This is a genomic window from Hydrogenophaga laconesensis (assembly GCF_031457235.1).
Lineage (GTDB): Bacteria > Pseudomonadota > Gammaproteobacteria > Burkholderiales > Burkholderiaceae_C > Hydrogenophaga > Hydrogenophaga laconesensis.
Map to the genome: position 1 here is coordinate 113,239 of NZ_JAVDWE010000013.1, position 22,209 is coordinate 135,447.

Annotated in this window: 21 protein-coding genes and 1 pseudogene; 14 read left to right on the plus strand and 8 right to left on the minus strand. The window is 67.9% G+C overall.

What is annotated here, in order from left to right; translation table 11 throughout:
• Nucleotides 1-7 precede the first annotated feature (7 nt).
• The 6 genes from J2X09_RS20320 (at nucleotide 8) to J2X09_RS20345 (ending at nucleotide 7,137) form a co-directional block, all read left to right on the plus strand.
• Nucleotides 8-1,084, plus strand: coding sequence for a branched-chain amino acid ABC transporter permease (locus J2X09_RS20320; RefSeq protein WP_204735090.1), 1,077 nt, complete (start codon nucleotides 8-10; stop codon nucleotides 1,082-1,084).
• Nucleotides 1,085-1,177: 93 nt separating this feature from the next.
• A complete protein-coding gene (locus J2X09_RS20325; protein WP_204735091.1) occupies nucleotides 1,178-2,515 on the plus strand; it encodes an ABC transporter substrate-binding protein in 1,338 nt (445 codons plus the stop codon).
• 189 nt (nucleotides 2,516-2,704) lie between these two features.
• Nucleotides 2,705-3,514, plus strand: a complete 810-nt coding sequence (locus tag J2X09_RS20330; protein ID WP_204735092.1) for an ABC transporter ATP-binding protein — start codon at nucleotides 2,705-2,707, stop codon at nucleotides 3,512-3,514.
• 109 nt (nucleotides 3,515-3,623) lie between these two features.
• Complete coding sequence (locus tag J2X09_RS20335; protein ID WP_204735093.1) at nucleotides 3,624-4,877, plus strand: phenylacetate--CoA ligase family protein; 1,254 nt, start codon at nucleotides 3,624-3,626, stop codon at nucleotides 4,875-4,877.
• A 173-nt stretch (nucleotides 4,878-5,050) separates the two neighbouring features.
• A complete protein-coding gene (locus tag J2X09_RS20340) occupies nucleotides 5,051-6,037 on the plus strand; it encodes a tripartite tricarboxylate transporter substrate-binding protein (protein WP_204735094.1) in 987 nt (328 codons plus the stop codon).
• A gap of 83 nt (nucleotides 6,038-6,120) precedes the next feature.
• Nucleotides 6,121-7,137 (plus strand): Bug family tripartite tricarboxylate transporter substrate binding protein, encoded by a 1,017-nt coding sequence (locus tag J2X09_RS20345; RefSeq protein ID WP_204735149.1) that lies wholly within the window; start codon nucleotides 6,121-6,123, stop codon nucleotides 7,135-7,137.
• Here J2X09_RS20345 and J2X09_RS20350 read toward each other — a convergent pair.
• The gene (locus J2X09_RS20350) at nucleotides 7,117-7,830 is read right to left on the minus strand and encodes an N-acetyltransferase (protein ID WP_310309166.1); all 714 of its coding nucleotides are present in this window, start codon (nucleotides 7,828-7,830) and stop codon (nucleotides 7,117-7,119) included. The two genes, J2X09_RS20345 and J2X09_RS20350, sit on opposite strands and share 21 nt — an antisense overlap.
• A 329-nt stretch (nucleotides 7,831-8,159) precedes the next feature.
• Nucleotides 8,160-8,483: a DUF1840 domain-containing protein gene (locus tag J2X09_RS20355; protein WP_204735095.1), complete on the minus strand. Its 324-nt coding sequence runs from the start codon at nucleotides 8,481-8,483 to the stop codon at nucleotides 8,160-8,162.
• 182 nt (nucleotides 8,484-8,665) lie between these two features.
• Here J2X09_RS20355 and J2X09_RS20360 point away from each other — a divergent pair, with 182 nt between their 5' ends.
• From J2X09_RS20360 to J2X09_RS20385, 6 genes and pseudogenes are all read left to right on the plus strand, one after another.
• Nucleotides 8,666-11,026: a bifunctional salicylyl-CoA 5-hydroxylase/oxidoreductase gene (locus J2X09_RS20360; RefSeq protein ID WP_204735096.1), complete on the plus strand. Its 2,361-nt coding sequence runs from the start codon at nucleotides 8,666-8,668 to the stop codon at nucleotides 11,024-11,026.
• Nucleotides 11,023-11,481 (plus strand): annotated as a pseudogene (locus J2X09_RS20365) (MarR family winged helix-turn-helix transcriptional regulator); the annotation flags it as partial. The gene J2X09_RS20360 and the pseudogene J2X09_RS20365, both read left to right, overlap by 4 nt.
• Nucleotides 11,482-11,598: 117 nt before the next feature.
• Nucleotides 11,599-12,456, plus strand: a complete 858-nt coding sequence (locus J2X09_RS20370; RefSeq protein WP_204735098.1) for an enoyl-CoA hydratase family protein — start codon at nucleotides 11,599-11,601, stop codon at nucleotides 12,454-12,456.
• Between the two features lie 13 nt (nucleotides 12,457-12,469).
• Nucleotides 12,470-13,663, plus strand: a complete 1,194-nt coding sequence (locus J2X09_RS20375; RefSeq protein ID WP_204735099.1) for an acyl-CoA dehydrogenase family protein — start codon at nucleotides 12,470-12,472, stop codon at nucleotides 13,661-13,663.
• Nucleotides 13,660-15,309 carry an AMP-binding protein gene (locus J2X09_RS20380; protein WP_204735100.1) on the plus strand — a complete coding sequence of 550 codons (1,650 nt, stop codon included), beginning with the start codon at nucleotides 13,660-13,662 and terminating at the stop codon, nucleotides 15,307-15,309. Before J2X09_RS20375 ends, J2X09_RS20380 begins: the two co-directional genes overlap by 4 nt.
• Nucleotides 15,310-15,320: 11 nt before the next feature.
• Nucleotides 15,321-15,716 (plus strand): RidA family protein, encoded by a 396-nt coding sequence (locus J2X09_RS20385; RefSeq protein WP_204735101.1) that lies wholly within the window; start codon nucleotides 15,321-15,323, stop codon nucleotides 15,714-15,716.
• 22 nt (nucleotides 15,717-15,738) lie between these two features.
• Here the strand turns inward: J2X09_RS20385 and J2X09_RS20390 are convergent, their stop codons facing one another.
• The gene (locus J2X09_RS20390; RefSeq protein WP_204735102.1) at nucleotides 15,739-15,963 is read right to left on the minus strand and encodes a hypothetical protein; all 225 of its coding nucleotides are present in this window, start codon (nucleotides 15,961-15,963) and stop codon (nucleotides 15,739-15,741) included.
• Between the two features lie 75 nt (nucleotides 15,964-16,038).
• Here J2X09_RS20390 and J2X09_RS20395 point away from each other — a divergent pair, with 75 nt between their 5' ends.
• Nucleotides 16,039-16,641, plus strand: coding sequence for a hypothetical protein (locus tag J2X09_RS20395; protein ID WP_204735103.1), 603 nt, complete (start codon nucleotides 16,039-16,041; stop codon nucleotides 16,639-16,641).
• A 142-nt stretch (nucleotides 16,642-16,783) separates the two neighbouring features.
• On the opposite strand, the gene J2X09_RS20400 is transcribed toward J2X09_RS20395, so the two are convergent.
• The 4 genes from J2X09_RS20400 to J2X09_RS20415 form a co-directional block, all read right to left on the minus strand.
• Complete coding sequence (locus J2X09_RS20400; RefSeq protein ID WP_204735104.1) at nucleotides 16,784-17,032, minus strand: PsiF family protein; 249 nt, start codon at nucleotides 17,030-17,032, stop codon at nucleotides 16,784-16,786.
• An 88-nt stretch (nucleotides 17,033-17,120) separates the two neighbouring features.
• Nucleotides 17,121-18,752, minus strand: a complete 1,632-nt coding sequence (locus tag J2X09_RS20405; RefSeq protein WP_204735105.1) for a VWA domain-containing protein — start codon at nucleotides 18,750-18,752, stop codon at nucleotides 17,121-17,123.
• 9 nt (nucleotides 18,753-18,761) lie between these two features.
• Nucleotides 18,762-19,562 (minus strand): CbbQ/NirQ/NorQ/GpvN family protein, encoded by an 801-nt coding sequence (locus J2X09_RS20410; RefSeq protein ID WP_310309170.1) that lies wholly within the window; start codon nucleotides 19,560-19,562, stop codon nucleotides 18,762-18,764.
• Nucleotides 19,563-19,564: 2 nt separating this feature from the next.
• Nucleotides 19,565-20,605, minus strand: coding sequence for an aliphatic amidase (locus J2X09_RS20415; RefSeq protein ID WP_204735107.1), 1,041 nt, complete (start codon nucleotides 20,603-20,605; stop codon nucleotides 19,565-19,567).
• A gap of 134 nt (nucleotides 20,606-20,739) precedes the next feature.
• Here J2X09_RS20415 and J2X09_RS20420 point away from each other — a divergent pair, with 134 nt between their 5' ends.
• A complete protein-coding gene (locus tag J2X09_RS20420; RefSeq protein ID WP_204735108.1) occupies nucleotides 20,740-21,216 on the plus strand; it encodes a hypothetical protein in 477 nt (158 codons plus the stop codon).
• Between the two features lie 5 nt (nucleotides 21,217-21,221).
• Here the strand turns inward: J2X09_RS20420 and J2X09_RS20425 are convergent, their stop codons facing one another.
• Nucleotides 21,222-22,133 carry a LysR family transcriptional regulator gene (locus tag J2X09_RS20425; protein ID WP_204735109.1) on the minus strand — a complete coding sequence of 304 codons (912 nt, stop codon included), beginning with the start codon at nucleotides 22,131-22,133 and terminating at the stop codon, nucleotides 21,222-21,224.
• Nucleotides 22,134-22,209 lie beyond the last annotated feature (76 nt).

Here is a 22,209-nt window from a genome sequence, read left to right on the forward strand (position 1 = left end):
GAAGAACATGTTCTATCGTGAAAACGGCCAGTTCAAGACCACGTACCGCGCGGACCAGCAGATCTTCCCGATCGCGCAGGACCGCTGGCTCATCCTCGGGCTCATCGCCTTCGCCTTCATCGCCGTGCCGATGCTGGCCAGCGACTACCTGATGCGCGCCATCCTGATCCCGTTCCTGATCTTCTCGCTCGCCGCCGTGGGCGTGAACGTGCTCGTGGGTTACTGCGGCCAGATCAGCCTGGGCTCGGGCGCCTTCATGGCGGTGGGCGCGTACGGTGCGTACAACTTCTTCGTGCGGGTGCCCGGCATGCCACTCATTCCGGCGCTCATCCTGGGCGGCCTGTGCGCCACCTTCTTCGGCATCCTGTTCGGCCTGCCGAGCCTGCGCGTGCGCGGCCTGTACCTGGCGGTGGCCACGCTCGCGGCGCAGTTCTTTGCCGACTGGATGTTCCTGCGCATCAAGTGGTTCACGCTGGACACGCCATCCGGCTCGGTGGCCGTGTCCAACCTGCAGGTGTTCGGTCTGCCGCTGGAGAGCGCGGCGAGCAAGTACCTCTTCTGCCTGGCGGTGCTCACCCTCATTGCGCTGCTGGCCAAGAACCTGGTGCGCAGCGCCATCGGCCGCGAGTGGATGGCGATCCGCGACATGGACGTGGCCGCCGCGGTGATCGGCATCCGCCCGATGTACGCCAAGCTCAGCGCCTTCGCGGTCAGCAGTTTCATCATCGGCGTGGCCGGTGCGCTCTGGGCCTTCGTCTACCTCGGTGCCTGGGAGCCTTCGGCCTTCTCGGTGGACTACTCCTTCCGCCTGCTCTTCATGGTGATCATCGGCGGCCTCGGCTCCATCATGGGCAGCTTCTTCGGTGCGGCATTCATCGTGGTGCTGCCCATTGCGCTGAGCCAGTTCCTGCCTTTCGTGGCGGGTCTGTTCGGCTTCGAAATCTCCACCACCGCGGTCTCGCATGCCGAGCTGATGATCTTCGGTGGGTTGATCGTGTGGTTCCTGATCGTCGAACCGCATGGACTGGCGCGGCTGTGGTCCATTGGAAAACAGAAGCTGCGCCTGTGGCCCTTCCCGCACTGAAGGGGAAGGTGTTCGCAAGTGCCCTGTTTTCCGAGGTGTTTGCGCGTTAACCGAGTGAGTGTGTTTCAACCTTTCAACGAGATGGAGACAGTAATGAAACTTCGCAAGATCGTCGTCGCCGCCACGCTGGCCATCGCAGGCTCCGCCTCGCTGGTCTCCACGGCCGCCCTGGCCCAGGCCAAGGAACAGTACCTGCCGGTGCTCTCGTACCGCACCGGCGCCTACGCGCCCAACGGCACGCCCACCGCCAATGGCATCGTCGACTACTACAAGCTGGTCAACGAACGCGGCGGCATCAACGGCGTCAAGCTGCTGGTGGAAGAGTGCGAGACCATGTACGACACGGCGCGCAGCGTGGAATGCTACGAGCGACTCAAGGGGAAGAATGGCGGCGCAACGCTGATCCACCCCTGGGCCACGGGCGCCACCTTCGCGCTCACGGAGAAGGCCGCGGTCGACAAGATCCCGCTGATCACCACCGGCTATGGCCGCAGCGAGAGCGCGGACGGCACCATCTTCAAGTGGAACTTCCCGCTACTGGGCACCTACTGGGTGGCGGCCGACGTGATCGTGCAGGCCATCGCGCAGAAGGAAGGCGGCCTGGACAAACTCAAGGGCAAGAAGATCGCCCTGGTCTACCACGACTCCCCGTTCGGCAAGGAACCGATTCCGCTGCTGCAGGAGCGCTCCAAGATGCACGGCTTCGAGTTGCAGCTGCTGCCCGTGGCCGCACCGGGCGTGGAACAGAAGGCGACCTGGTTGCAGATCCGCCAGGCGCGTCCGGACTACACGCTGCTGTGGGGCTGGGGCGTGATGAACTCCACCGCCCTCAAGGAAGCGCAGGCCACCGGCTATCCGCGCGAGAAGATGTACGGCGTGTGGTGGTCCAGTGCCGAGCCTGACGTGAAGGACGTCGGCCAGGGCGCCAAGGGCTACAACGGCGTCACGCTGCAACACGGCACGGACAAGAACGCGCCCGTGATCAAGGAGATCCTGGCCAAGCTGCACGACAAGAACAAGGGCACCGGTCCGCGCGACGAAGTCGGCGAAACGCTGTACCTGCGCGGCGTGGTGAGCGCGGCCATGGGCGTGGAAGGCATCCGTGCCGCTCAGGAGCGTTTTGGCAAGGGCAAGGTCATGACAGGTGAGCAGGTCCGCTGGGGCCTGGAAAACCTGAACCTGACGCAGGCCAAGCTGGACGCCCTCGGATTCAAGGGCGTGCTGCGCGGCCCGATCAGCACCTCGTGCGCCGACCACGTGGGCGCGGGTGCGGCACGCATCCACACCTGGGACGGCACCAAGTGGGGCTTCACCACCGACTGGATCGAAGCCGACCAGCAGATCATCAAGCCTCTGGTGAAAGCCACTGCCGCCAAGTACGCGACCGAGAAGAAGCTGACGCCGCGCACGCCGGCGGACTGCCAGAGTTAAACACCCCCGCCGCACTGCGCGCGACCCCCTCAAGGGGGCGACACCTCGGGCCGGCAAAGCCGGACCCTTGGTGTCCCTGGAGGGGATGCCGCGCTCCGGTGAGGTTCGTTTTCGCGGCTGGTTTTGCCAGCCGCCATTTGCAAGGCCGGCGTGCCGTGCCTTGCAAATGGTCCAGAAGGAAAGCACTTCATGAGCACATCCAACACCGTTCTCAACGTCAACGGCATCGAGGTCATCTACAACCACGTGATCCTGGTGCTCAAGGGCGTCTCGCTCACGGTCAGCGAGGGCCAGATCGCGGCCATCCTTGGCGGCAATGGCGCGGGCAAGACGACCACGCTGCGCGCCGTCTCCAACCTGCTCCGGGGAGAGCGGGGCGAGGTGACCAAGGGCAGCATCGAGTTGCGCGGTGAGCGCATCGAGAACCTGTCGCCGGCCGATCTGGTGCAGCGCGGCGTGGTGCAGGTGATGGAGGGGCGTCACTGCTTCGCCCACCTCACGATCGAGGAGAACCTCATGACGGGCGCCTACACCCGCAAGAGCAAGGCCGAGATCGCCGCGAACCTGGAGAAGGTATACGCCTACTTCCCTCGCCTGAAGACGCGACGCACCAGCCAGGCTGCCTATACCTCGGGCGGCGAACAGCAGATGTGCGCCATCGGCCGCGCGCTCATGACCAACCCCAGCGTGATGCTGCTCGACGAGCCGTCGATGGGTCTCGCGCCGCAGATCGTCGAAGAGGTGTTCGAGATCGTGAAGGACCTCAACCAGAAGGAGAAGGTCACCTTCCTGCTGGCCGAGCAGAACACCAACATGGCACTGAAGTACGCGGACTACGGCTACATCATGGAAAGCGGCCGCATCGTGATGGATGGCGTCGCCAGCGAGCTGCGCAACAACGAGGACGTGAAGGAGTTCTACCTCGGCATGGGCGGCGGCGAGCGCAAGTCCTTCAAGGACGTCAAAAGCTACAAGCGCAGGAAGCGCTGGCTGGCCTAGAGCTCCCCCGCGCCGCTGGCGCGTCACTCCTCAGGGGCGACGCCCGCGGCCCGGCAAAGCCGGTTCCGCGGCGTCCTGGTTTCAGTCACCTCACTCACACATTTCAGCCATGGCACAGACCGAATTCTTTGATGCACTGGAGGCGCGCCCGGCCGATGAGCGCGAGGCGGCGCTGATGGCCGCGCTGCCCGCGCAGGTGGCGCATGCGCAGAAAAGCGCGCCCGCTTTCGCCGGCCTGCTGGCGGGGGTGGACGCCTCCACCGTGGCCTCGCGCGCCGCGCTGGCGAAACTGCCTGTGATCCGCAAGCACGAACTGCTGGAGCGGCAGAAGGCGCAGCGCGCCACGGACCCATTCGGCGGCTTCTCGGCGCTGCGCTGGGGCCCGGGCATGAGCCGGGTGTACGCCAGCCCGGGCCCGATCTACGAACCCGAGGCGGCCACGCGCGACTACTGGCGCGCCGCGCGCGCGCTTTTCGCGGCGGGGTTCCGCAGCGGGGAACTGGTGCACAACGCCTTCAGTTACCACATGACGCCCGGGGCCTTCATCCTCGAGTCGGGCGCGCTGGCCGTGGGTTGCACCGTGTTCCCGGCCGGCACCGGCCAGACCGAACAGCAGCTGCAGGCGATCAGCGAACTCCGGCCGCAGGCCTATACCGGCACACCCAGCTTCCTGCGCATCCTGATCGAGAAGGCGGCCGAAGCCGGCGCCGACGTCAGCAGCCTGCGCAAGGCCTCGGTCGGGGGCGAGGCCTGCCCGCCCAGCCTGCGCGACTGGTTCGGCGAACGCGGTGTGGCGGTCTTCCAGACCTACGCCACCGCCGACCTCGGCCTGGTGGCCTACGAAACGCAGGCGCGCGAGGGCCTGGTGATCGACGAAGGCGTGATCGTCGAGATCGTGCGACCAGGCACCGGCGAGCCCGTGCCCGATGGCGAGGTGGGCGAACTGGTGGTGACCACGCTCAACCCGGCCTACCCACTGGTGCGTTTCGGCACCGGCGATCTCTCGGCCATCCTGCCGGGTGCCTGCCCCACCGGGCGCACGGGCCAGCGCATCAAGGGCTGGATGGGCCGCGCCGACCAGACCACCAAGGTGCGGGGCATGTTCGTGCACCCGTCACAGGTGGCCGACATCGCACGTCGCTTCCCGCAAGTGAAGAAGGCGCGGCTGGTGGTCAGCGGCGAAATGGCGAACGACCAGATGTGCCTGCGCGTGGAGGCCAGCGAGGCCGACAGCGGCCTGCAGCAGCAGATCGAGGCGGCCGTGCGCGACATCACCAAACTGCGCGCGCAGGTCGAACTGGTCCAGCCCGGCTCCCTGCCCAACGACGGCAAGGTGATCGAGGACGCGCGCAGCTACCAATAGCGGCACCCCGGAAGCCAGGAAACGCGCACAACACGACCGGAACTGACGCCAAACTGACTGAAAAGACCGGTGGCGAGGGTTTTCCCAGGCGTTGAGCTAAGTAATTTCCGCGATACCCGGCGAGGCCGCGCGCACTACCATGCGAGGGTTATCCAACCCTTAAGGAGCACCGTATGAAAAAGATCCTTGCACTGGCTGCCCTGACGGCGGCCGTGTCGACTGGCGCTTTCGCCCAGGCTTTCCCGAGCAAGCCCATCACCTTCGTGGTGCCCTTTGCCGCAGGTGGCCCGACCGACCTCGTGGCCCGCCGTCTGGCCGAATCCATGCGCAAGCCCCTGGGCGGCGCCAACATCGTGGTGGAAAACGCCGCCGGCGCTGGCGGCACCATCGCGGGCACCAAAGTCGCCCGCGCCACGCCCGATGGCTACACCCTGCTCGTCTGGCACATCGGCATGGCCGCCACCACCAGCCTGTACCGCAAGCAAACCTTCAAGCCCCTGGAAGACTTCGAGTACCTGGGCATCATCAACGACGTGCCGATGACGCTGCTGGGCACCAACAAGCTCAACGCCAACACCTACCGCGACTTCGAGGCCTACATCCGCGCCAACGGCGGCAAGCTCAACCTGGCCCACGCCGGCCTGGGTTCCGCTTCGCACATCTGCGGCCTGATGTGGCAATCGGCCGTGAAGCTGGACAAGTCCATGACCACCATCGCCTACCGCGGTACCGGCCCGGCCATGAACGACCTGATCGGTGGCCAGGTGGACGTGATGTGCGACCAGACCACCAACACCACCGGCCAGATCGAAGCCGGCCGCGTGAAGGCCTTCGCCGTGACCACCGCCAAGCGCCTGGACAAGCACAAGCTCCTGAAGGACTACCCTTCGCTGCAGGAAATGGGCCTCAAGGACTTCAACCTGACCATCTGGCACGGCCTGTACGCCCCGAAGGGCACGCCGCCTGATGTGCTGAAGAAGCTCAACGACGCGCTCGTGGTGGCCCTGAAGGACCCTGAGTTCATCAAGAGCCAGGAAGAGCTGGGCGCCCTGGTCGCCACCGACAACCGCGTGACGCCTGCGGGCCACAAGGCTTTCGTTGCCAGCGAAATCAGCAAGCTCAAGACCGCCATCGAAGCGGCCGGCCAGTTCGCGGACTGATTTCCGCACCGCTCGCCCGCAAGGGCGGCTCCATGCAAGCCGCCCTCGGGCGGCTTTTCTTTTTGTCACCCGAGGAGACCATGATGGACAGCAAGAAGTTTTCCGCATCGCGCCGCCACCACCTGCAGACGCTGGCCTCGGCCGGGGCCGCGCTGTGCCTGCCGGGCCTCGCGCTCGGCCAGGGCGCCTGGCCGAACAAACCGGTGCGCATCGTCGTGCCCTTCGCGCCCGGCGGCACCACCGACATCCTGGCGCGCGTGATCGCGCCCGAGCTGAGCAAGGCCTTCGGCCAGAGCTTCGTGGTGGAGAACCGGGCTGGCGCGGGCGGCAACATCGGCGCGGAGGTGGTGGCCAAGTCGCCCGGCGATGGCTACACCCTGCTCATGGGCACGGTCGGCACGCACGGCATCAACAAGTCGCTCTACGACAAGCTGCCATACGAACCGCAGAAGGACTTCGCACCGATCACACTCGTCGCGGGCGTGCCAAATGTGATGGTGATGAGCGCGCGTCGCGCGCAGTCGCTCGGCATCACCAGCGTGGCCGAGTTCGTGAAGTACGCCAAGGCCCACCCGGGCCGGCTCAACATGGCTTCCAGCGGCAACGGCACCTCGATCCACCTGGCGGGCGAACTGTTCAAGTCGCGCACCGGCGTCTTCATGACGCACATCCCCTACCGCGGCTCCGGTCCGGCGCTGACCGATCTGCTGGCCGGTGCGGTCGACGTGATGTTCGACAACCTGCCTTCGGCCATGCCGCACATCCAGTCGGGCGGGCTCAGGGCCTTCGCCGTCACCAGCGCAGTGCGTTCTGCCGCCCTGCCCGATGTGCCGACCGTGGCCGAAGCGGGCAACCTGCCAGGGTTCGAGGCCAGCTCCTGGTTCGGCCTGCTCGCACCGGCAGGCACACCCCCCGAGGTGGTGAACCGCATCCAGCAGGAAACCGCGAAAGCGCTGAACCAGCCAGCAGTGAAAGAACGCCTGCTGGCGCAGGGCGCCATTCCCAGCGGAAACACGCCCGCAGAGTTCGCGCGCCTGATCGACGCCGAGACCACCAAATGGGCGGCCGTGGTGAAGGCCTCAGGCGCCCGCGTGGACTGACGCACCACCCGCTCCGGCACAATCGGCCTCGGCGTGGAAGCGGGGCCAGTCCCAGCCCGCGCCGAGCAGCACCATGCGGGTGTGGAAGTCTTCCAGCGTGGCGACATCGATGTCGGTGCCCAGCCAGTGCAGGGTTTTGTCGATCAGCGACACGAAGCCCATCGGGTGCCGCCGCGACAACGATTGCCACAGGGCGTGCGCACCGGGCGACTGGCGCGGCCCGCTGATGAAACACAGACCCGCACCCAGCGCCCATTCGTAGACCCCGCGCGCCAGCCCGCGCCGCTGGTAGGCCGGCGCGTAGCGCGAGTGTGGGCCACGCAACATGCGGTCGGCGCGGCGGTCGAGCTCGATCAGGCGGTTGAACACGGTGTAGCCCGCCAGGCAGTCCTGCGCGGTGTCCTGCACATAGACGTAGTGCTCACCGTCCGCCTCCCGGTGGCGCAGCACCAGCCCCGGCCATGGTGAACGCAGCGTGCCGCAGCGGTGCAGGGCATCGCCCGGCGTGCGCAGGCGCCGCTGCAGGCGGCGCAGATCGGCGTCCACGGCCGCGATGGGCAGGTCCACATCAATGCGCAGCTCCGCCGGGCGCGTCCATGGCAGGCGCAGGCCCCGCGAGAAACGCAGCAACGGATTCGGGTGGGCAGGAACCCACCCCGTGGGGATGCCCCCACCCAGGACAAGGGATGTCATCGAAGACGCCTCCGGTTCGCAAGGGCCGATCAGGCCCGGGCGCGGTTCGCACGGAGCGGGGCCCGGCGATGGAAGGTGTGCGTTCGAGGAGAGAGGGTTATCGCCGGGCGGAGGAATGTGCGGCGAGCGGGCGCGGACCGAGCCAGGCCGCAGACCGGACCGGCATGCAACGAACACACGCCGGCATGCACGCGCTAGCGCGGCTCGAGGAGGCGTGGCTTCGTTGCAGGAACATGGGCGGCGAGTCTAGGAAGGCGGGTGGTGGCCGTCAACCCCGGTGCACCATGCCGCACTGCGGCGTGGGGTTGAACGCCAGGAGCGAAGAGGCGTCAGACGCCCCAGACAATCTCCACGCCGGCCTTCTCGCAACGCTGCAGCATCTCGATGAAGGGCGCCGCGCGCATGCGCAGGCTGACCGTGTCCGTGGGAGTGTCGTCGTCGTCCTGCCCCTCTTCTGTTTTCTGCCGCTGGCGCGCGGCATCGTCTGCCTCGACCGCCGCACGGATCGCCTGGATGGCACCGGTCATCTCGGCGGGCTGGATGATGCCCGGGCCGGACGTGCTCTTGCCCAGAATCTCGAGCATGCGTTGGCCATGCTGTTGCAGCATGACGAGATCGCCCGTTTCACGGGACTTGAATCGATAGACAGACATGATGCCTCCGTTGGTCTGAGGTGAAAGCCATTCTTGCACCGACGCGCCGCCAGAAACCAGCGGGTTTGTAGGACGCCTGTCCGGGGGGATGTAGGACAGATGGCCGGGGCGTCGCCCGCAGCGTGATGGGCTACGGGTTTACCCGATTGGATCGCTATATTTTAAGCCTAAACTAATTAGGCATGAAACCCTACACGTCACAGCTCCAGCGCGTTCTCTGCATCGGTGGGGGACCGGCCGGCCTGTACTTCGCCCTGCTGATGAAGCGCCGCGACCCGTCGCTCACCGTCACGGTGGTGGAGCGCAACCGGCCGTTCGACACCTTTGGCTGGGGTGTGGTGCTATCGGACCAGACACTGGCCAACCTGCACGAGGCCGATCCCGTGTCGGCCGCGCTCATCGGCGAGGCCTTCAACCACTGGGACGACATCGAGGTGTTCTTCAAGGGAGGGCATGTGCGCTCGGGTGGCCACGGTTTCTGCGGCATCGGTCGCAAGAAGCTGCTCAACATCCTGCAGGAGCGCTGTCTGGCCCTGGGGGTGAACCTGGTGTTCGAAACCGACGTGACAGACGATCAGGCGTTGGCCGCGCAATACGGCGCCGACCTGGTGATTGCCAGCGACGGCCTCAACAGCCGCATCCGCACGCGCTACGCCGACACCTTCAAGCCCGACATCGACACCCGCCGGTGTCGCTTCGTCTGGCTCGGTACGAAGAAGACCTTCGACGCATTCACCTTTGCCTTCGTGCAGACCGAACACGGCTGGTTCCAGGCGCACGCCTACAAGTTCGACGGCGATACCTCCACCTTCATCGTGGAAACGCCCGAGGAAGTGTGGAAGGCGCACGGCATCGACCAGATGAGCCAGGAAGACGGCGTGGCCTTCTGCGAGAAGCTCTTCGCCCCCTACCTCGATGGCCACCGGCTCATCAGCAATGCCGCGCACCTGCGCGGATCGGCCATCTGGATCCGCTTCCCGCGCGTGATCTGCAACACCTGGGTGCATCAGCAGGACATTGCCGGCCGCAAGATCCCCATCGTGCTCATGGGCGACGCCGCGCACACCGCGCACTTTTCCATCGGCAGCGGCACCAAGCTCGCACTGGAAGACGCCATCGATCTGGCCGACGAGTTCTCGCGCCACGCCAACGCGGACGTGGCCGAGGTGCTGCAGGGCTACGAAGCGCGCCGCAGTGTCGAGGTGCTCAAGATCCAGAACGCGGCGCGCAACTCCACTGAGTGGTTCGAACACGTGGACCGCTACACCGGCATGGAAATCGAACAGTTCGCCTACTCGCTGCTGACACGCAGCCAGCGCATCAGCCACGAGAACCTGCGCCTGCGCGACGCGAAGTGGCTCGAAGGTTATGAAAACTGGCTGTCGCAGCAGGCGGTGCCCGGTATGCCGCCGAAAAAGCACCCCACGCCGCCGATGCTGCTGCCGCTCAAGGTGCGCGGCCTCACCCTCAAGAACCGCATCGTCGTCTCGCCGATGGCGCAGTACAAGGCGGAAGACGGCGTGGTGGGCGACTACCACCTGGTGCACCTGGGCGCGCGCGCGCTGGGGGGCGCCGCGCTGGTGATGGTGGAGATGACCAGCCCCACGCCGGAAGGCCGCATCACACCCGGTTGCCCGGGTCTGTGGAACGACGCCCAGCAAGCGGGCCTGCGGCGCATCGTTGACTTCGTGCACGGCAGCAGCAGCGCGAAGATCGGCCTGCAGCTCGGCCACAGCGGCGCCAAGGGTTCCACCCAGCTCGGCTGGGAACAGATCGACGAACCGCTGGCCAGCGGCAACTGGCCCCTGCTCTCGGCCAGCGAGCTGCCCTACGGGGAACAGAACCAGGTGCCGCGTGCGATGACACGCGCGGACATGGACACGCTCACGGCGGCCTTCGTCGCGTCCACGCAGCGCGCCGCCGACACCGGCTTCGACTGGCTCGAACTGCACTGCGCCCACGGCTACTTGCTCTCGGCCTTCCTCTCGCCACTGACCAATCAGCGCACCGACGAATACGGGGGTTCGCTCGCCCACCGCTGCCGCTACCCGCTGGAGGTGTTCAGGGCGATGCGCGCCGTGTGGCCGGCGGACCGGCCGATGAGCGTGCGCATCTCCGCGCACGACTGGGCACCGGGCGGCAACACCCCGGACGACGCGGTCGAGATGGCGCGCCTGTTCAAGGCCGCCGGTTGCGACGTGATCGACGTGTCGTCCGGACAGACGACGCGGCAGGCGAAGCCGGTCTATGGCCGCATGTACCAGACCCCGTTCGCCGACCGCGTGCGCAACGAGGCCGGCATCCTCACCATGGCCGTGGGCGCGATCACCGAAGCCGACCACGCCAACAGCATCATCGCCGCCGGCCGCGCCGACCTGTGCGCCGTGGCCCGCCCGCACCTGGCCGACCCGGCCTGGACGCTGCACGAAGCCGCGAAGCTGCAGACCCGCGCCATCGAATGGCCGCGTCCTTATGAAAGCGGACGCGACCAGCTCTACCGTGAGATCGCCCGCCAGCAAGCCCTCAACGCGAACACGCCATGAACACCTCTCCGCTTGATCTTGAAGCCCGCGCCCACAGCGAACATGCGCACGAACTGCGCCTCTGGCTTCGGCTGCTCACCTGTTCGCAGCTGATCGAAAAGCGCGTGCGCGCCGGCCTGCGCGAGCAGTTCGACACCACGCTGCCGCGCTTCGACCTCATGGCCCAGCTCGAACGCCACCCCGACGGCCTGAAGATGAAGGAGCTCTCACACCGGCTCATGGTCACGGGCGGCAACGTCACCGGCATCACCGACCAGCTCGTCAACGAAGGCCTGGTGGAGCGCATGGGCGTGGACGGCGACCGGCGCGCGTTCCGTGTGCGCCTCACCGACCGGGGCCGCGCCAGCTTCGTCGACATGGCGCGCCAGCACGAGCTGTGGATCGTCGAAGCCTTCGAAGGCCTGAGCCCGCGCGACCTGGAGAGCCTCCACAAACTGTTGGGCAAGGTCAAGGAGATGAACTCCCCCGCCGTGCTTCGCACGCCCCCCTCAAGGGGGCGCCCCCTGCGGCCCGGCAAAGCCGGTTCCGCGGCGTCCCTGGAAAAGCCATCACACGCCGGAAAGGCTTCCTGAATGAAACACCCCATCCCCGATCACAACCCGATGCGCGGCCAGTACGGCCCCAAGGCCACGCCGGCCCCCACGCACTTTGCGTTGAGCATGGGCGACGATGGCGTCGCCACCGTCACCCTCAACCGGCCCGAGCGCAAGAACCCGCTCACGTTCGACTCCTACGCCGAACTGCGCGACTGGTTCCTGACCCTGCAGAAAGCCACCGACGTGCGCGCCGTGGTGCTCACCGGCGCGGGCGACAACTTCTGCTCGGGCGGTGACGTGCACGAGATCATCGGCCCGCTCACGAAGATGACCATGCCCGAGCTGCTGGCCTTCACGCGCATGACGGGTGCCCTGGTGAGCGCCATGCGCGCCTGCCCCCAACCCATCGTGGCAGCCATCGACGGCGTGTGCGCCGGCGCCGGCGCGATGATGGCCCTGGCGTCGGACCTGCGCCTGGGCACGCCGCAGACCAACACCGCGTTCCTGTTCACCCGCGTGGGCCTGGCCGGTGCCGATATGGGCGCCTGCGCGCTGCTGCCGCGCATGATCGGCCAGGGCCGTGCCAGCGAGCTGCTGTTCACCGGTCGCGCCATGACGGCCACCGAAGGCCACGCATGGGGCTTCTTCAATGCACTGCACGACAGCGCCGCCCTGCTGCCCGCCGCGCACAAGCTGGCGGCCCAGCTCGCACAAGGACCCACCTTCGCGCATGGCATGACCAAGACCATGCTGCACCAGGAATGGGCCATGACGCTGGACCAGGCCATCGAAGCCGAAGCGCAGGCACAGGCCATCTGCATGCAGACGCAGGACTTCCGCCGCGCCTACGAAGCCTTCGCGGCAAGACAGCGCCCGGTCTTCGAAGGCGATTGAACAGGACACGCACATGGTCGCCTTCGAGCACCCGCACGTGGAGCCGCCACAGACACAGTGGGAGCTGCCTTTCTTTGACAGCCACCACGGCGAACTGGCCTCGCGCCTCGCGGGCTGGGCCGCGCTGCAACGGGTGGACGAAGCCGACGACCGCGCCGCGTGCAAGGACTGGGTGGCGCGCCTCGGACGCGACGGCTGGCTGCGCTACTGTGTGCCGCAAGCCCACGGCGGCGCGCTGCCGGCGCTGGACTCACGCTCGCTCGTGATCCTGCGCGAGACGCTGGCCTTCCACTCGCCGCTGGCCGACTTCGCCTTCGCCATGCAGGGCCTGGGCAGCGGTGCCATCACGCTCGCGGGCACACCGGCACAGCAATCGAAATATCTGAGCGCCGTCGCCACCGGCGAGAAGATCGCCGCCTTCGCGCTGAGCGAAGCCGAGGCCGGCTCCGATGTGGCCGCCATGGCCACGCGCGCCACGCCGGCCGCCAGCGGCTGGACACTGAACGGCAGCAAGACCTGGATCAGCAACGGCGGCATGGCGGACTTCTACGTTGTCTTCGCCAAGACCGATCCGGACGCCGGCTCGCGCGGCATCAGCGCCTTCATCGTCGACGCACTGCAGGCGGGCCTGGACAGCAGCGGGCACATCCACGTGATGGCACCGCACCCGCTGGCCACACTGCACTTCCAGGACTGCACCATCGGCAGCGACGCCATGGTCGGCCCGCTGAACGGCGGCTTCAAGCTCGCCATGCAGACGCTGGACATCTTCCGCGCATCGGTTGCCGCCGCTGCCCTCGGCATGGCGCGCCGCGCGTTCGCCGAAGCGGTGGCGCACGCGAAGCAGCGCAAGATGTTCGGCCAGACGCTGGCGGACTTCCAGCTCACGCAGGCCCGCCTGGGCGAGATGAGCGCGCTGATCGACGCCGCCGCCCTGCTCACCTACCGCGCCGCCTGGCAACGCGATGGCAGCACCACACAAGGCGCGGGCACACCCGCCTACACCGCCGCGGCGGCCAGCGCCAAGCTCACCGCCACGGAGAACGCGCAGCGCGTGATCGACATGGCCCTGCAGATGTTCGGCGGGCGCGGTGTGCGCGTGGGTGAGAAGGTGGAAAGCCTGTACCGCGACATCCGCTCGCTGCGCATCTACGAAGGTGCGAGCGAGGTCCAGTTGTTGATTCTTGGCAAGGCTGCACTGAGATGAACAAGATCGCCGTCCCTTCCGCGCAAGTCGACCACTTCGTGCACGACCGCCTGCCACCGCCCGGGCAGTGGCCGGAACTGCGCTTCGACCGGCCCGAGCTGCAACTGCCCGCGCAGGTGAATGCGGTGCAGGCGCTGTTCGAGCGCGCCATCGCGGCGGGCCATGGCGATCGCCCGATGCTGCGCAGTGACGACCGCACCCTGACTTACGCGCAGGCGCAGGCGGAGGTCAACCGCATCGCCAACGCGCTCACGGTGGAGCTCGGTCTGGTGCCGGGCAACCGCGTGCTGCTGCGCGGCGGCAACTCGGTGGCCATGGCGCTGGCCTGGCTGGGCACGGTGCAGGCGGGTCTGGTCGCGGTGGCCACCATGCCGCTGCTGCGTGCGAAAGAACTGGGCGCCATCATCGCGAAAGCCAGGCCCTCGATCGCGCTGTGCGACGTGAAGCTGCAGGACGACCTGAAGACCGCGCTTGCGGCCGACACCGAAACGGCAGGCATCCAGATGCTGGTGTTCAACACGGGCGAGTCCGAGGCGCGTTCGCTCGAAGCCGTGGCGCGCCGCCAGTGCGAGCACTGCACGCCCTGCCCAACGGCCGCCACCGACATCGCGCTGCTGGCCTTCACCTCGGGCACCACCGGCACGCCCAAGGCCGCCGTGCACACCCACCGCGACGTGCTCGCTGCCTGCGAGACCTGGCCGCGCCACGTGCTGCGCGCCACGCCCGACGACATCGTCATGGGCACGCCACCGCTGGCCTTCACCTTCGGCCTGGGCGGCCTGCTGGTGTTCCCGATGTGGGCCGGCGCCTCCGTGTACTTCCCGGCCATCCCGTACACGCCCGAGGCCATGGTGCAGCTGATCGGCCGCGTGGGCGCGACCATCTGCTACACCGCCCCCACCTTCTACCGCCAGATGGCCGCGTTCGCGCAGAAGCACGGCATCGGCCGGCTGCGCATGAGCGTGAGCGCGGGCGAAGGCCTGCCCGACGCCACGCGCCAGCTCTGGAAGGAAGCGACCGGGCTGGAGATGATCGACGGCATCGGCGCCACCGAGATGTTCCATATCTTCATTTCGTCGCCCCCCGAGGCGGTGCGACGCGGCGCCATCGGCCAGGTCGTGCCGGGGTACGAGGCCCGCGTGGTGGGCGATGACGGCCAGCCGCTGCCGCCGGGCGAGGTGGGCAAACTCGCCGTCATCGGTCCCACGGGTTGCAAGTACCTCGACGAGCCGCGCCAGACGCAATACGTGAAGGGTGGCTGGAACTACCCCGGCGACGCCTTCCGGCAGGACGCCGACGGCTACTTCTTCTACCAGGCGCGCACCGACGACATGATCATCACCGCCGGCTACAACGTGGCCGGCCCCGAGGTGGAAGCCTCGCTGCTGCAGCACCCCGCCGTGGCCGAGTGCGGCGTGGTCGGCAAGCCCGACGACGAGCGCGGCCAGATCGTGCTGGCCTATGTGGTGCTCAAACCCGGCCAGGCCGGTGACGCCGCGCAGGTCAAGGCGCTGCAGGACCACGTCAAGCAGAACATGGCGCCCTACAAGTACCCGCGCGAGGTGGTCTTCGTCACCCAGCTCCCGCGCACCGAAACCGGCAAGCTGCAGCGCTTCGCGCTGCGCCAGCAAGCCCAGCAACACTGACAACCCACAACATGCTCAAACACCTCCAACCACCCGGCTGGGCCACGCCCAAGGGTTATGCCAACGGCATCGCCGCGCGCGGCACCCACGTGTACGTGGGTGGACAGATCGGCTGGAACGCCGCCCAGCAGTTCGAAAGCGACGACTTCATCGCCCAGACACGGCAGACGCTGCTGAACGTCCGCGAGTTGCTCGCCTGCGCCGATGCGGCACCGCAGCACATGGTGCGCATGACCTGGTACGTGGTCGACCGCGAGGAATACAACGCCCGCCTGCGCGAACTCGGCGAGGTCTATCGCGAGGTGATGGGCAAGAACTTCCCGGCCATGGCCTGCGTGGAAGTCAGCGGCCTGATGGAAGCGCGCGCCAAGGTGGAGATCGAGGTCACGGCCGTCGTGCCGGACTGAGCGCGCCCCGGCACGCTGACGCTCACCAGAGCGCGGAGTCGCGCATGTCCTGCAGCTTGCGCCGACGGCGTTGCAGGCGACCCTGCACGATCACCGCGACCACCGCCAGCAGCGCGCCCCCCACGAGAACCGTCTCCCAGGTGGTGAGCGCGCGGTCCAGGAACACAGCCGCCAGCAAGGCGATACCCGTCAGGCTGATGGCCCAGCCGGCGGCGGCGGCGAGTAGCAAAGGGAGGTGGTGCGGCATGAATTCATTCTCGCATTCCCGGCCGATTCCAGGTGACTACACTGGCGCGCTCTGCCCCTTTCCGAGCCGTATTTCATGGACATCCTCATTCTGGTGCTGGCGATCCTCGCCGGCATCGCCTTTCTGAACGCGCAGGAACAGAAAAAGCGCATCGCCCTGCTGGGCCACCACCTCCACCAGTACCAGATCGAAACCCTGATGGAAAAGCTGTCAGACGGTTACCTCCGCGCGCTGGGCGAGGAAGACCCGGAGCGCCGCGAGCAGATCTGGAGCATGCTGGCCACGGCCGAGCAGGCCATCGCACAGCAGTTCGGCCGCTTCGCGGCCGATTTCGCCCGGGTGGACGCCGCCCAGGCGCGGATCAGCACCCTCGCCATCGCCCTGCCAGGGGCGAGCCGCTGGTGGCCAGGCGCCAGCTTCGACGCGCGCGAGGCCTTCCGCCTGCACGCGGCCGGCATCGCCGACGCCGCCGCCAGCCAGGGGCGGTCGCTGCGCGACAAGGCCTTCACGCTGTCGGCCGAGCTGTTCCTGATGCAGCACACCTGCCACTGGTTCTGCCGCTCGCGCGCCATCGCCTCGGCGCGCCTGCTGCGCCGCCACCAGACCACGCACGAGCAGGTGCTCGAAGCCGTCACCCCCCGCACGCGAGACGCCTACCGCGCGCTAACGGGTGTGTAAGCGAGCGGGACACGCACCGCACGAGGTGACCCATCCAGAGGCGTCGAGGGTCCGGCTCCGCCGGCCCGAGATGCCGTCCCCCCTCGAAGCGCCGAAGGCGCGCCACGGAGGGGGGAAGCCGCGTCAGCGGCGCAGGGGGGAGTCAACCTACAGCGTCGCGGTTGCACTTCTTGGTGAAGCTGGTCTTCGCGGCACCCGACAATTTCTTCTCGGCGGCGGCGGTGTCGCAGGTGGCGGCGGCGTCCTTCTCGCATTTCTTCAGGAACGAGGTCTTGGCCGCACCGGCAAGTTTCTTCTCGGCGGCGGCGGCGTTGCAGCTCGGGCCCTCGGCAAAGGCAGCGAGGGGCATGAGAGCGGCAACGGCGAAGGAACACAGGACAACGAGGCGCATGAAGTTCTCCGGGGACGAAAGCTCCATTGAAGGCCCTGGCCGTGACGCTGTCAAGAATACCCTCCCGGGGTACAGCACCCGACAAACCCTAGGGTGACACCGCCGACAAGGTGTGGAACAGCGCGGCGGGCAAGGCCGAGGGATCGTGCACCCCCACACCGTTGCCATGGCCCAGGGCGGCATCGAGCGACCGGGCCTCGCCCGGGCTGAACACGAGCGCACGCACCGCCACGCCCTGCACCGTGGCTTCCTGTGCGGCCCGCTGCAGATCGGCCGGCAGATAGTCGGGGTCGTGCACATCCACGTCGTGCAGTTCCCCATCGGTCAGCAGCACGATCACGCGACGCAGGCCCGGGTGCCGGCGCGCATCCGTGATCGACAGCCACAGACCGTGGCGCAACGCGGCGCCCATGCGCGTGGAACCCTCGCCGCGCAACGCGGGCCACGCCAGCGAGGCCACCGTGTCATTCCAGTGCTTCAGGCAGGGCATGTTCACGCGGTGGCGGCCCTGGCTGGAAAACGCCCACAAGGCGCTGCGGTGGCCAAGGCGCTGCAGGGCCAGGGCTGCGGTGAGGGCGGCCTGCTGCATGCGCGCCAGAGCGCCGTCGCGCGCAGTGGAGGCAGAGGCATCCAGCAGCATCAGCACCGCCCACGGAGGGCTGGGCCGGTCCTGGCGCACATGCACGCGCGCGTCGGGTGTGCGGCCTGCGCGCAGGTCGGCCCAGGCATCGGCCATGGCCACCGGGTGCAGGTGCTCGCCGTGGTGCGCCCGGCCACCGGTGCGTTCGGCCCGGCCTTTCAACCCCGCGAGGCGTGCGGCCAGGTGGCGCGCCAGCGCATCGGCATCGGTGGCCGCGATCCGTTCACCGGCGGCCGGCGCCGGTGCGTGCACGCTGCACCAGTCGGGCCGGTAACGTCGGATGCGGTGGTCCCACTCGGCGTGCATGGCCACCGGGGTCTCGGCCACGGGCTCTTCGAGCCCGGCCGGTGCCGAGGTACCCGCCGGTGCGCCGCCCGCGCCCGCAGGCCCGGTCGATTGCGCCAGCTCCGCATCGGAAGGCGGCAGGCTGTCGTCGGGCAGCCAGAGGTGGCTGTTGTCGTCGCGGCAGGCCGCATGCACCGCGTAGGTGCGCGCGTTGAACGGCAGGCGCATCTGGCCGATGTCGTTGCCCAGCACCGAAGCCGCGCGCCGCACCTCGTCGGCCGTGGCCAGTGCCAGCGTGCGCCCATCGGCCTTGAAGAACATGGCCTTCACCCGGGCGATCCAGGGATGGGGGTCGTGGTGAGACGGGTCGAGCAGGCACGCCGAGAGGCGCGCCAGCAGGTCCTCGAAACTGCCCCCGCCCGCCACCGCCCGGCCACCGTGATACGGCCACCACACGCGGCGCAGGCCGGGCAGTTCCTGCAGCGCCAGCCATTCCACGCGGGCGTCTTCGAGCACGCCGCGCAAGGCCTGCTGCACCGGCTTGAGGCCGGCGCGGCTCTGGGGTTCGGCACCGAAACGCAGGTGGGCCGCCGCGTGCGCCGCGATCGCGAGCGCATGCTCCTGCGGCGTGTGGTCTGCGATGGGCAGGTGCAGCACGTGCCCGATGTCACCGTTGCCGGTGATCACCGCGCGGGCCGTGTCGCCTTGCCGCAGCTGGGGTTCGACCCGCAGCGGCTGACCCCACAGGGCCTGTGCGATGGAAGCGATCAGGCCGGCGGGGTTGTCGGTGGACACGATGGGGCGTCAGAAACTCGCGCACACCAGCGCGTTCAGCGCAGCGAGCAACTCGGCGTCGTCGCTCAGCGGATCGGCGATGGCCTGCCGCGCGGCCAGGGCGGGTGGCAGGCCTGCGCGCACCAGCCGCGCCGCGTGCACCAGCATGCGGGTGGACGCGCCCTCTTCCAGGCCCTGGTCCTGCAGGCGCCGGGTGCGTTCGGCAAGCTGCACCAGCCGCCGCGCGAGCGACTCGTCGATGCCTCCTTCCCGGACCACGATGGCCGCTTCGACCGTGGGCTCGGGGTAGCGGAACTCCAATGCCACGAAGCGTTGCCGGGTGGACGGCTTCAGGCGCTTGTGCACGCCCTGGTAACCCGGGTTGTAGCTGACCACGAGCTGGAAATCGGGGTGCGCCTGCAGCAGTTCGCCATGGCGCTCCAGCGGCAGGGCGCGGCGCGTGTCGGCCAGCGGGTGCAGCAGCACCGTGGTGTCCGACCGCGCCTCCAGCAATTCGTCGAGGTAGCACAGCGCGCCGTGGCGCGCGGCCATGGCGAGCGGGCCATCCATCCACCGCGTGCCCTGTGCGTCGAGCAGCCAGCGCCCGGCAAGGTCGCCCGCCGTCAGGTCCTCGTGGCAGGCCACGGTCACCAGCGGCACCTTCAGGCGCCAGGCCATGTGCTCGACGAAGCGCGTCTTGCCGCAGCCCGTCGGCCCCTTGAGCAGCACCGGCAGGCGCGACGCACGTGCCGCCTCGAAGGCCTCGATCTCGCGGCCCGCCGGCTGGTAGTAGGGTTCCTGATCGAGGCGCCAGCCGGCCAGGGGATCCACGGTCAGCGGTGACCCACGGTGGACGGGTTGGGAATGCCCTCGATGGGGCACTCCTCGGTGCCCACCATCGGGCGCGTGATCGCTTCCACCGCCTTCTGCGTGCCTTCGGGGTCGTTGACCCAGTTCGCGTAGAAGCCATAGGGGCACGCGGCCGCTCCCTTGTCGCCCTCGCGCGAGTTGATCATGCCGGTGTAACCCCGGTGCAGCAGCTTGAACAGGTGGTTCTCGCTCTGGGCGTTCTTGCGGAAATCGCGGATCAGGCTGGTGGAGAGCGCGGCGTACTGCACGCCGTAGTCTTCCTCGCCGCACTCGCCGAGCGTGCGCCCGTCGAAGCCGATGATGGCACTGTGGCCGAAGTAGCTGTAGACGCCGTCCCAGCCCGAGGCGTTGGCCACGGCCACGTAGCTGTTGTTGGCCCAGGCCATGGCCTTGGCCATGAGCACCTGCTGGTCTTTCGCGGGATACATGTAGCCCTGGCAGCGCACGATGAGTTCGGCGCCCTTCATGGCGCAGTCGCGCCAGATCTCGGGGTAGTTGCCGTCGTCGCAGATGATGAGGCTGATCTTCAGGCCCTTGGGGCCTTCGCTCACGTAGGTGCAGTTGCCGGGGTACCAGCCTTCAATGGGCACCCACGGCATGATCTTGCGGTACTTCTGCACGATCTCGCCCTGGTCGTTCATCAGGATGAGCGTGTTGTACGGCGCCTTGTACGGGTGCTCCTCGTGCTGTTCGCCGGTGAGCGAGAACACGCCCCACACCTTCGCCTTGCGGCAGGCCTCGGCGAAGATCTCGGTCTCCGCGCCCGGCACGGTGGACGCGGTGTCGTACATCTCCCTGGCGTCGTACATGATGCCGTGCGTGCTGTACTCGGGAAAGATCACGAGGTCCATGCCCGGCAGGCCGGTCTTCATGCCGACGATCATGTCGGCGATCTTGCGCGCGTTGTCCAGCACCTCGGCTTTCGTGTGCAGCCGGGGCATCTTGTAGTTCACCACGGCCACGCCGACCGTGTCCTTGCTGCTTGAAATGTCGCCGTGCATCATGGCAATACAACCTCGATTGGGGATTGGTGAAGGGGTTGCCGGCCATTGTGGGAGGCGCCTCGGGCTCGGTGTATACGTCAATTGACGTAGCCCGGGACGGCACCAGAATGGGCCGCACACGGGAGACAGTCACCATGCGCCACCCGAAACCCCTGGGGGCAGCCGCCCTCGCGTTCACGGCCGTCACGGCCTTGCTCGCACACGCGGGTTCGACGCTGGACGGCCACCCCTCCGTCACCCAGTACCTGAAGAACGACGCGCCCTTCGTCGTCTTCGGCGTGACCCCCACGCAGCTGGACACGGCGTCCAGCGGCCTCACGCTCAGCTTCATCGCCACCGAACCGCTGTCACAGGTCAGCGTGTTTCCCTACGTGCGGCGCCTGCCCGACAAACCGTCCGGCCTGCGAGATCCGGTGAACTGCGGCCCGCGCGACATGGGCTCGTGGAACTGCCGCATCCCGATCGCTGCCCTCCTGCAGGAGCTGCGCGACCATGAGGGTGAGCTGGGCCTGCGCATCGAGGCGCATGGCGATGTGCGCGAACGCAACCAGCACAGCACCGTGGTCATCACGGTGCCGGTGCGCCACCTGCCGGCCAGCGCGAGCCGGTGAGGCGTTCAGCGCGCACGGCGCACCAGCGTGCCGCGCAAGGTCTCGATGAAGCTGAGGCTGGCGGCCGACAGCGAACGCCCCCGCTTGGTGACCACCGACACATCGCGCGACACCCGTGGTGCCGAAATCGGCCGGATCACAAGGTCCGGGTTGCCTTCGGCGTGCGCGAAGGCCGAGGGCATGATGGCCGCGCCCATGCCACTGGAGGTCATCCACAGCGCGGTGGAGAGGAACGACACCTCGTTGCTCACCTCCAGGCTCACCCCGACCTGCGCCGCGGTGTTCTCGATCAGCGACCGGATGCCGTACCCCGGTCGCACCGTCACCAGCGAGTGCCCGGCCAGGTCGGTCCAGCGCACGTTGCGCAGCCGCGCCAGGGGGTGCCCGGGCAGGCAGACGAGCGCCAGGTGGTCGCGCAGCAGGGTCTGCACATCGATCTCGGCACCCGGGCGCTCCGGCGTGCCGATCCCGAAGTCCACGTGCTCCCCCAGGATGCGCGAGACGAACTGATCGGGCGCGCAATCGTCCACCAGCAGCCGCACATGAGGGTGCTTCTGCATGAAACGCTGGATGGCCTCGGGCAGGAGGAAGGAGGCCAGCGTCGGCGTGATGGCCACGCTGATGCGCCCACGCTCGAGCTGCGCGAGGTCACGAAAGCCGGCGGACAGCGCATCCACGTCGCGCAGGATGCGCTCGGCCATCGGCAGCATTTCGGTGGCGGCGGGGGTGGGCTGGAGTGATCGCGTGGTGCGGTCGAACAGCCGCGCGCCCAGGCCCTCCTCGAGCTGCCGCAGGAGCATGCTGACCGCGGACTGCGTGACGAAGAGCTTGTCCGCGGCCGCGCTGAGCTTGCGCAGGTGGTGCACCTGCACGAAGGCGCGCAGCTGGCGGATCGTCGGGCTGAAATTCGGATTCATCAGCAAACATCATATTTGGTTCTGAATTTATTGATTTACGAATGAATGCAGGGCGCGTTCAATGCGGCTTTCCCCG

Coding starts and splice junctions, on each gene's coding strand:
- J2X09_RS20330 (WP_204735092.1), top strand. CDS start 2,705: ATGAGCACATCCAACACCGTTCTCAACGTCAACGGCATCGAGGTCATC.
- J2X09_RS20415 (WP_204735107.1), bottom strand. CDS start 20,605: ATGATGCACGGCGACATTTCAAGCAGCAAGGACACGGTCGGCGTGGCC.
- J2X09_RS20385 (WP_204735101.1), top strand. CDS start 15,321: ATGCTCAAACACCTCCAACCACCCGGCTGGGCCACGCCCAAGGGTTAT.
- J2X09_RS20380 (WP_204735100.1), top strand. CDS start 13,660: ATGAACAAGATCGCCGTCCCTTCCGCGCAAGTCGACCACTTCGTGCAC.
- J2X09_RS20345 (WP_204735149.1), top strand. CDS start 6,121: ATGGACAGCAAGAAGTTTTCCGCATCGCGCCGCCACCACCTGCAGACG.
- J2X09_RS20400 (WP_204735104.1), bottom strand. CDS start 17,032: ATGCGCCTCGTTGTCCTGTGTTCCTTCGCCGTTGCCGCTCTCATGCCC.
- J2X09_RS20355 (WP_204735095.1), bottom strand. CDS start 8,483: ATGTCTGTCTATCGATTCAAGTCCCGTGAAACGGGCGATCTCGTCATG.
- J2X09_RS20390 (WP_204735102.1), bottom strand. CDS start 15,963: ATGCCGCACCACCTCCCTTTGCTACTCGCCGCCGCCGCCGGCTGGGCC.
- J2X09_RS20340 (WP_204735094.1), top strand. CDS start 5,051: ATGAAAAAGATCCTTGCACTGGCTGCCCTGACGGCGGCCGTGTCGACT.
- J2X09_RS20335 (WP_204735093.1), top strand. CDS start 3,624: ATGGCACAGACCGAATTCTTTGATGCACTGGAGGCGCGCCCGGCCGAT.
- J2X09_RS20360 (WP_204735096.1), top strand. CDS start 8,666: ATGAAACCCTACACGTCACAGCTCCAGCGCGTTCTCTGCATCGGTGGG.
- J2X09_RS20420 (WP_204735108.1), top strand. CDS start 20,740: ATGCGCCACCCGAAACCCCTGGGGGCAGCCGCCCTCGCGTTCACGGCC.
- J2X09_RS20370 (WP_204735098.1), top strand. CDS start 11,599: ATGAAACACCCCATCCCCGATCACAACCCGATGCGCGGCCAGTACGGC.
- J2X09_RS20425 (WP_204735109.1), bottom strand. CDS start 22,133: ATGAATCCGAATTTCAGCCCGACGATCCGCCAGCTGCGCGCCTTCGTG.
- J2X09_RS20395 (WP_204735103.1), top strand. CDS start 16,039: ATGGACATCCTCATTCTGGTGCTGGCGATCCTCGCCGGCATCGCCTTT.
- J2X09_RS20350 (WP_310309166.1), bottom strand. CDS start 7,830: ATGACATCCCTTGTCCTGGGTGGGGGCATCCCCACGGGGTGGGTTCCT.
- J2X09_RS20325 (WP_204735091.1), top strand. CDS start 1,178: ATGAAACTTCGCAAGATCGTCGTCGCCGCCACGCTGGCCATCGCAGGC.
- J2X09_RS20375 (WP_204735099.1), top strand. CDS start 12,470: ATGGTCGCCTTCGAGCACCCGCACGTGGAGCCGCCACAGACACAGTGG.
- J2X09_RS20320 (WP_204735090.1), top strand. CDS start 8: ATGTTCTATCGTGAAAACGGCCAGTTCAAGACCACGTACCGCGCGGAC.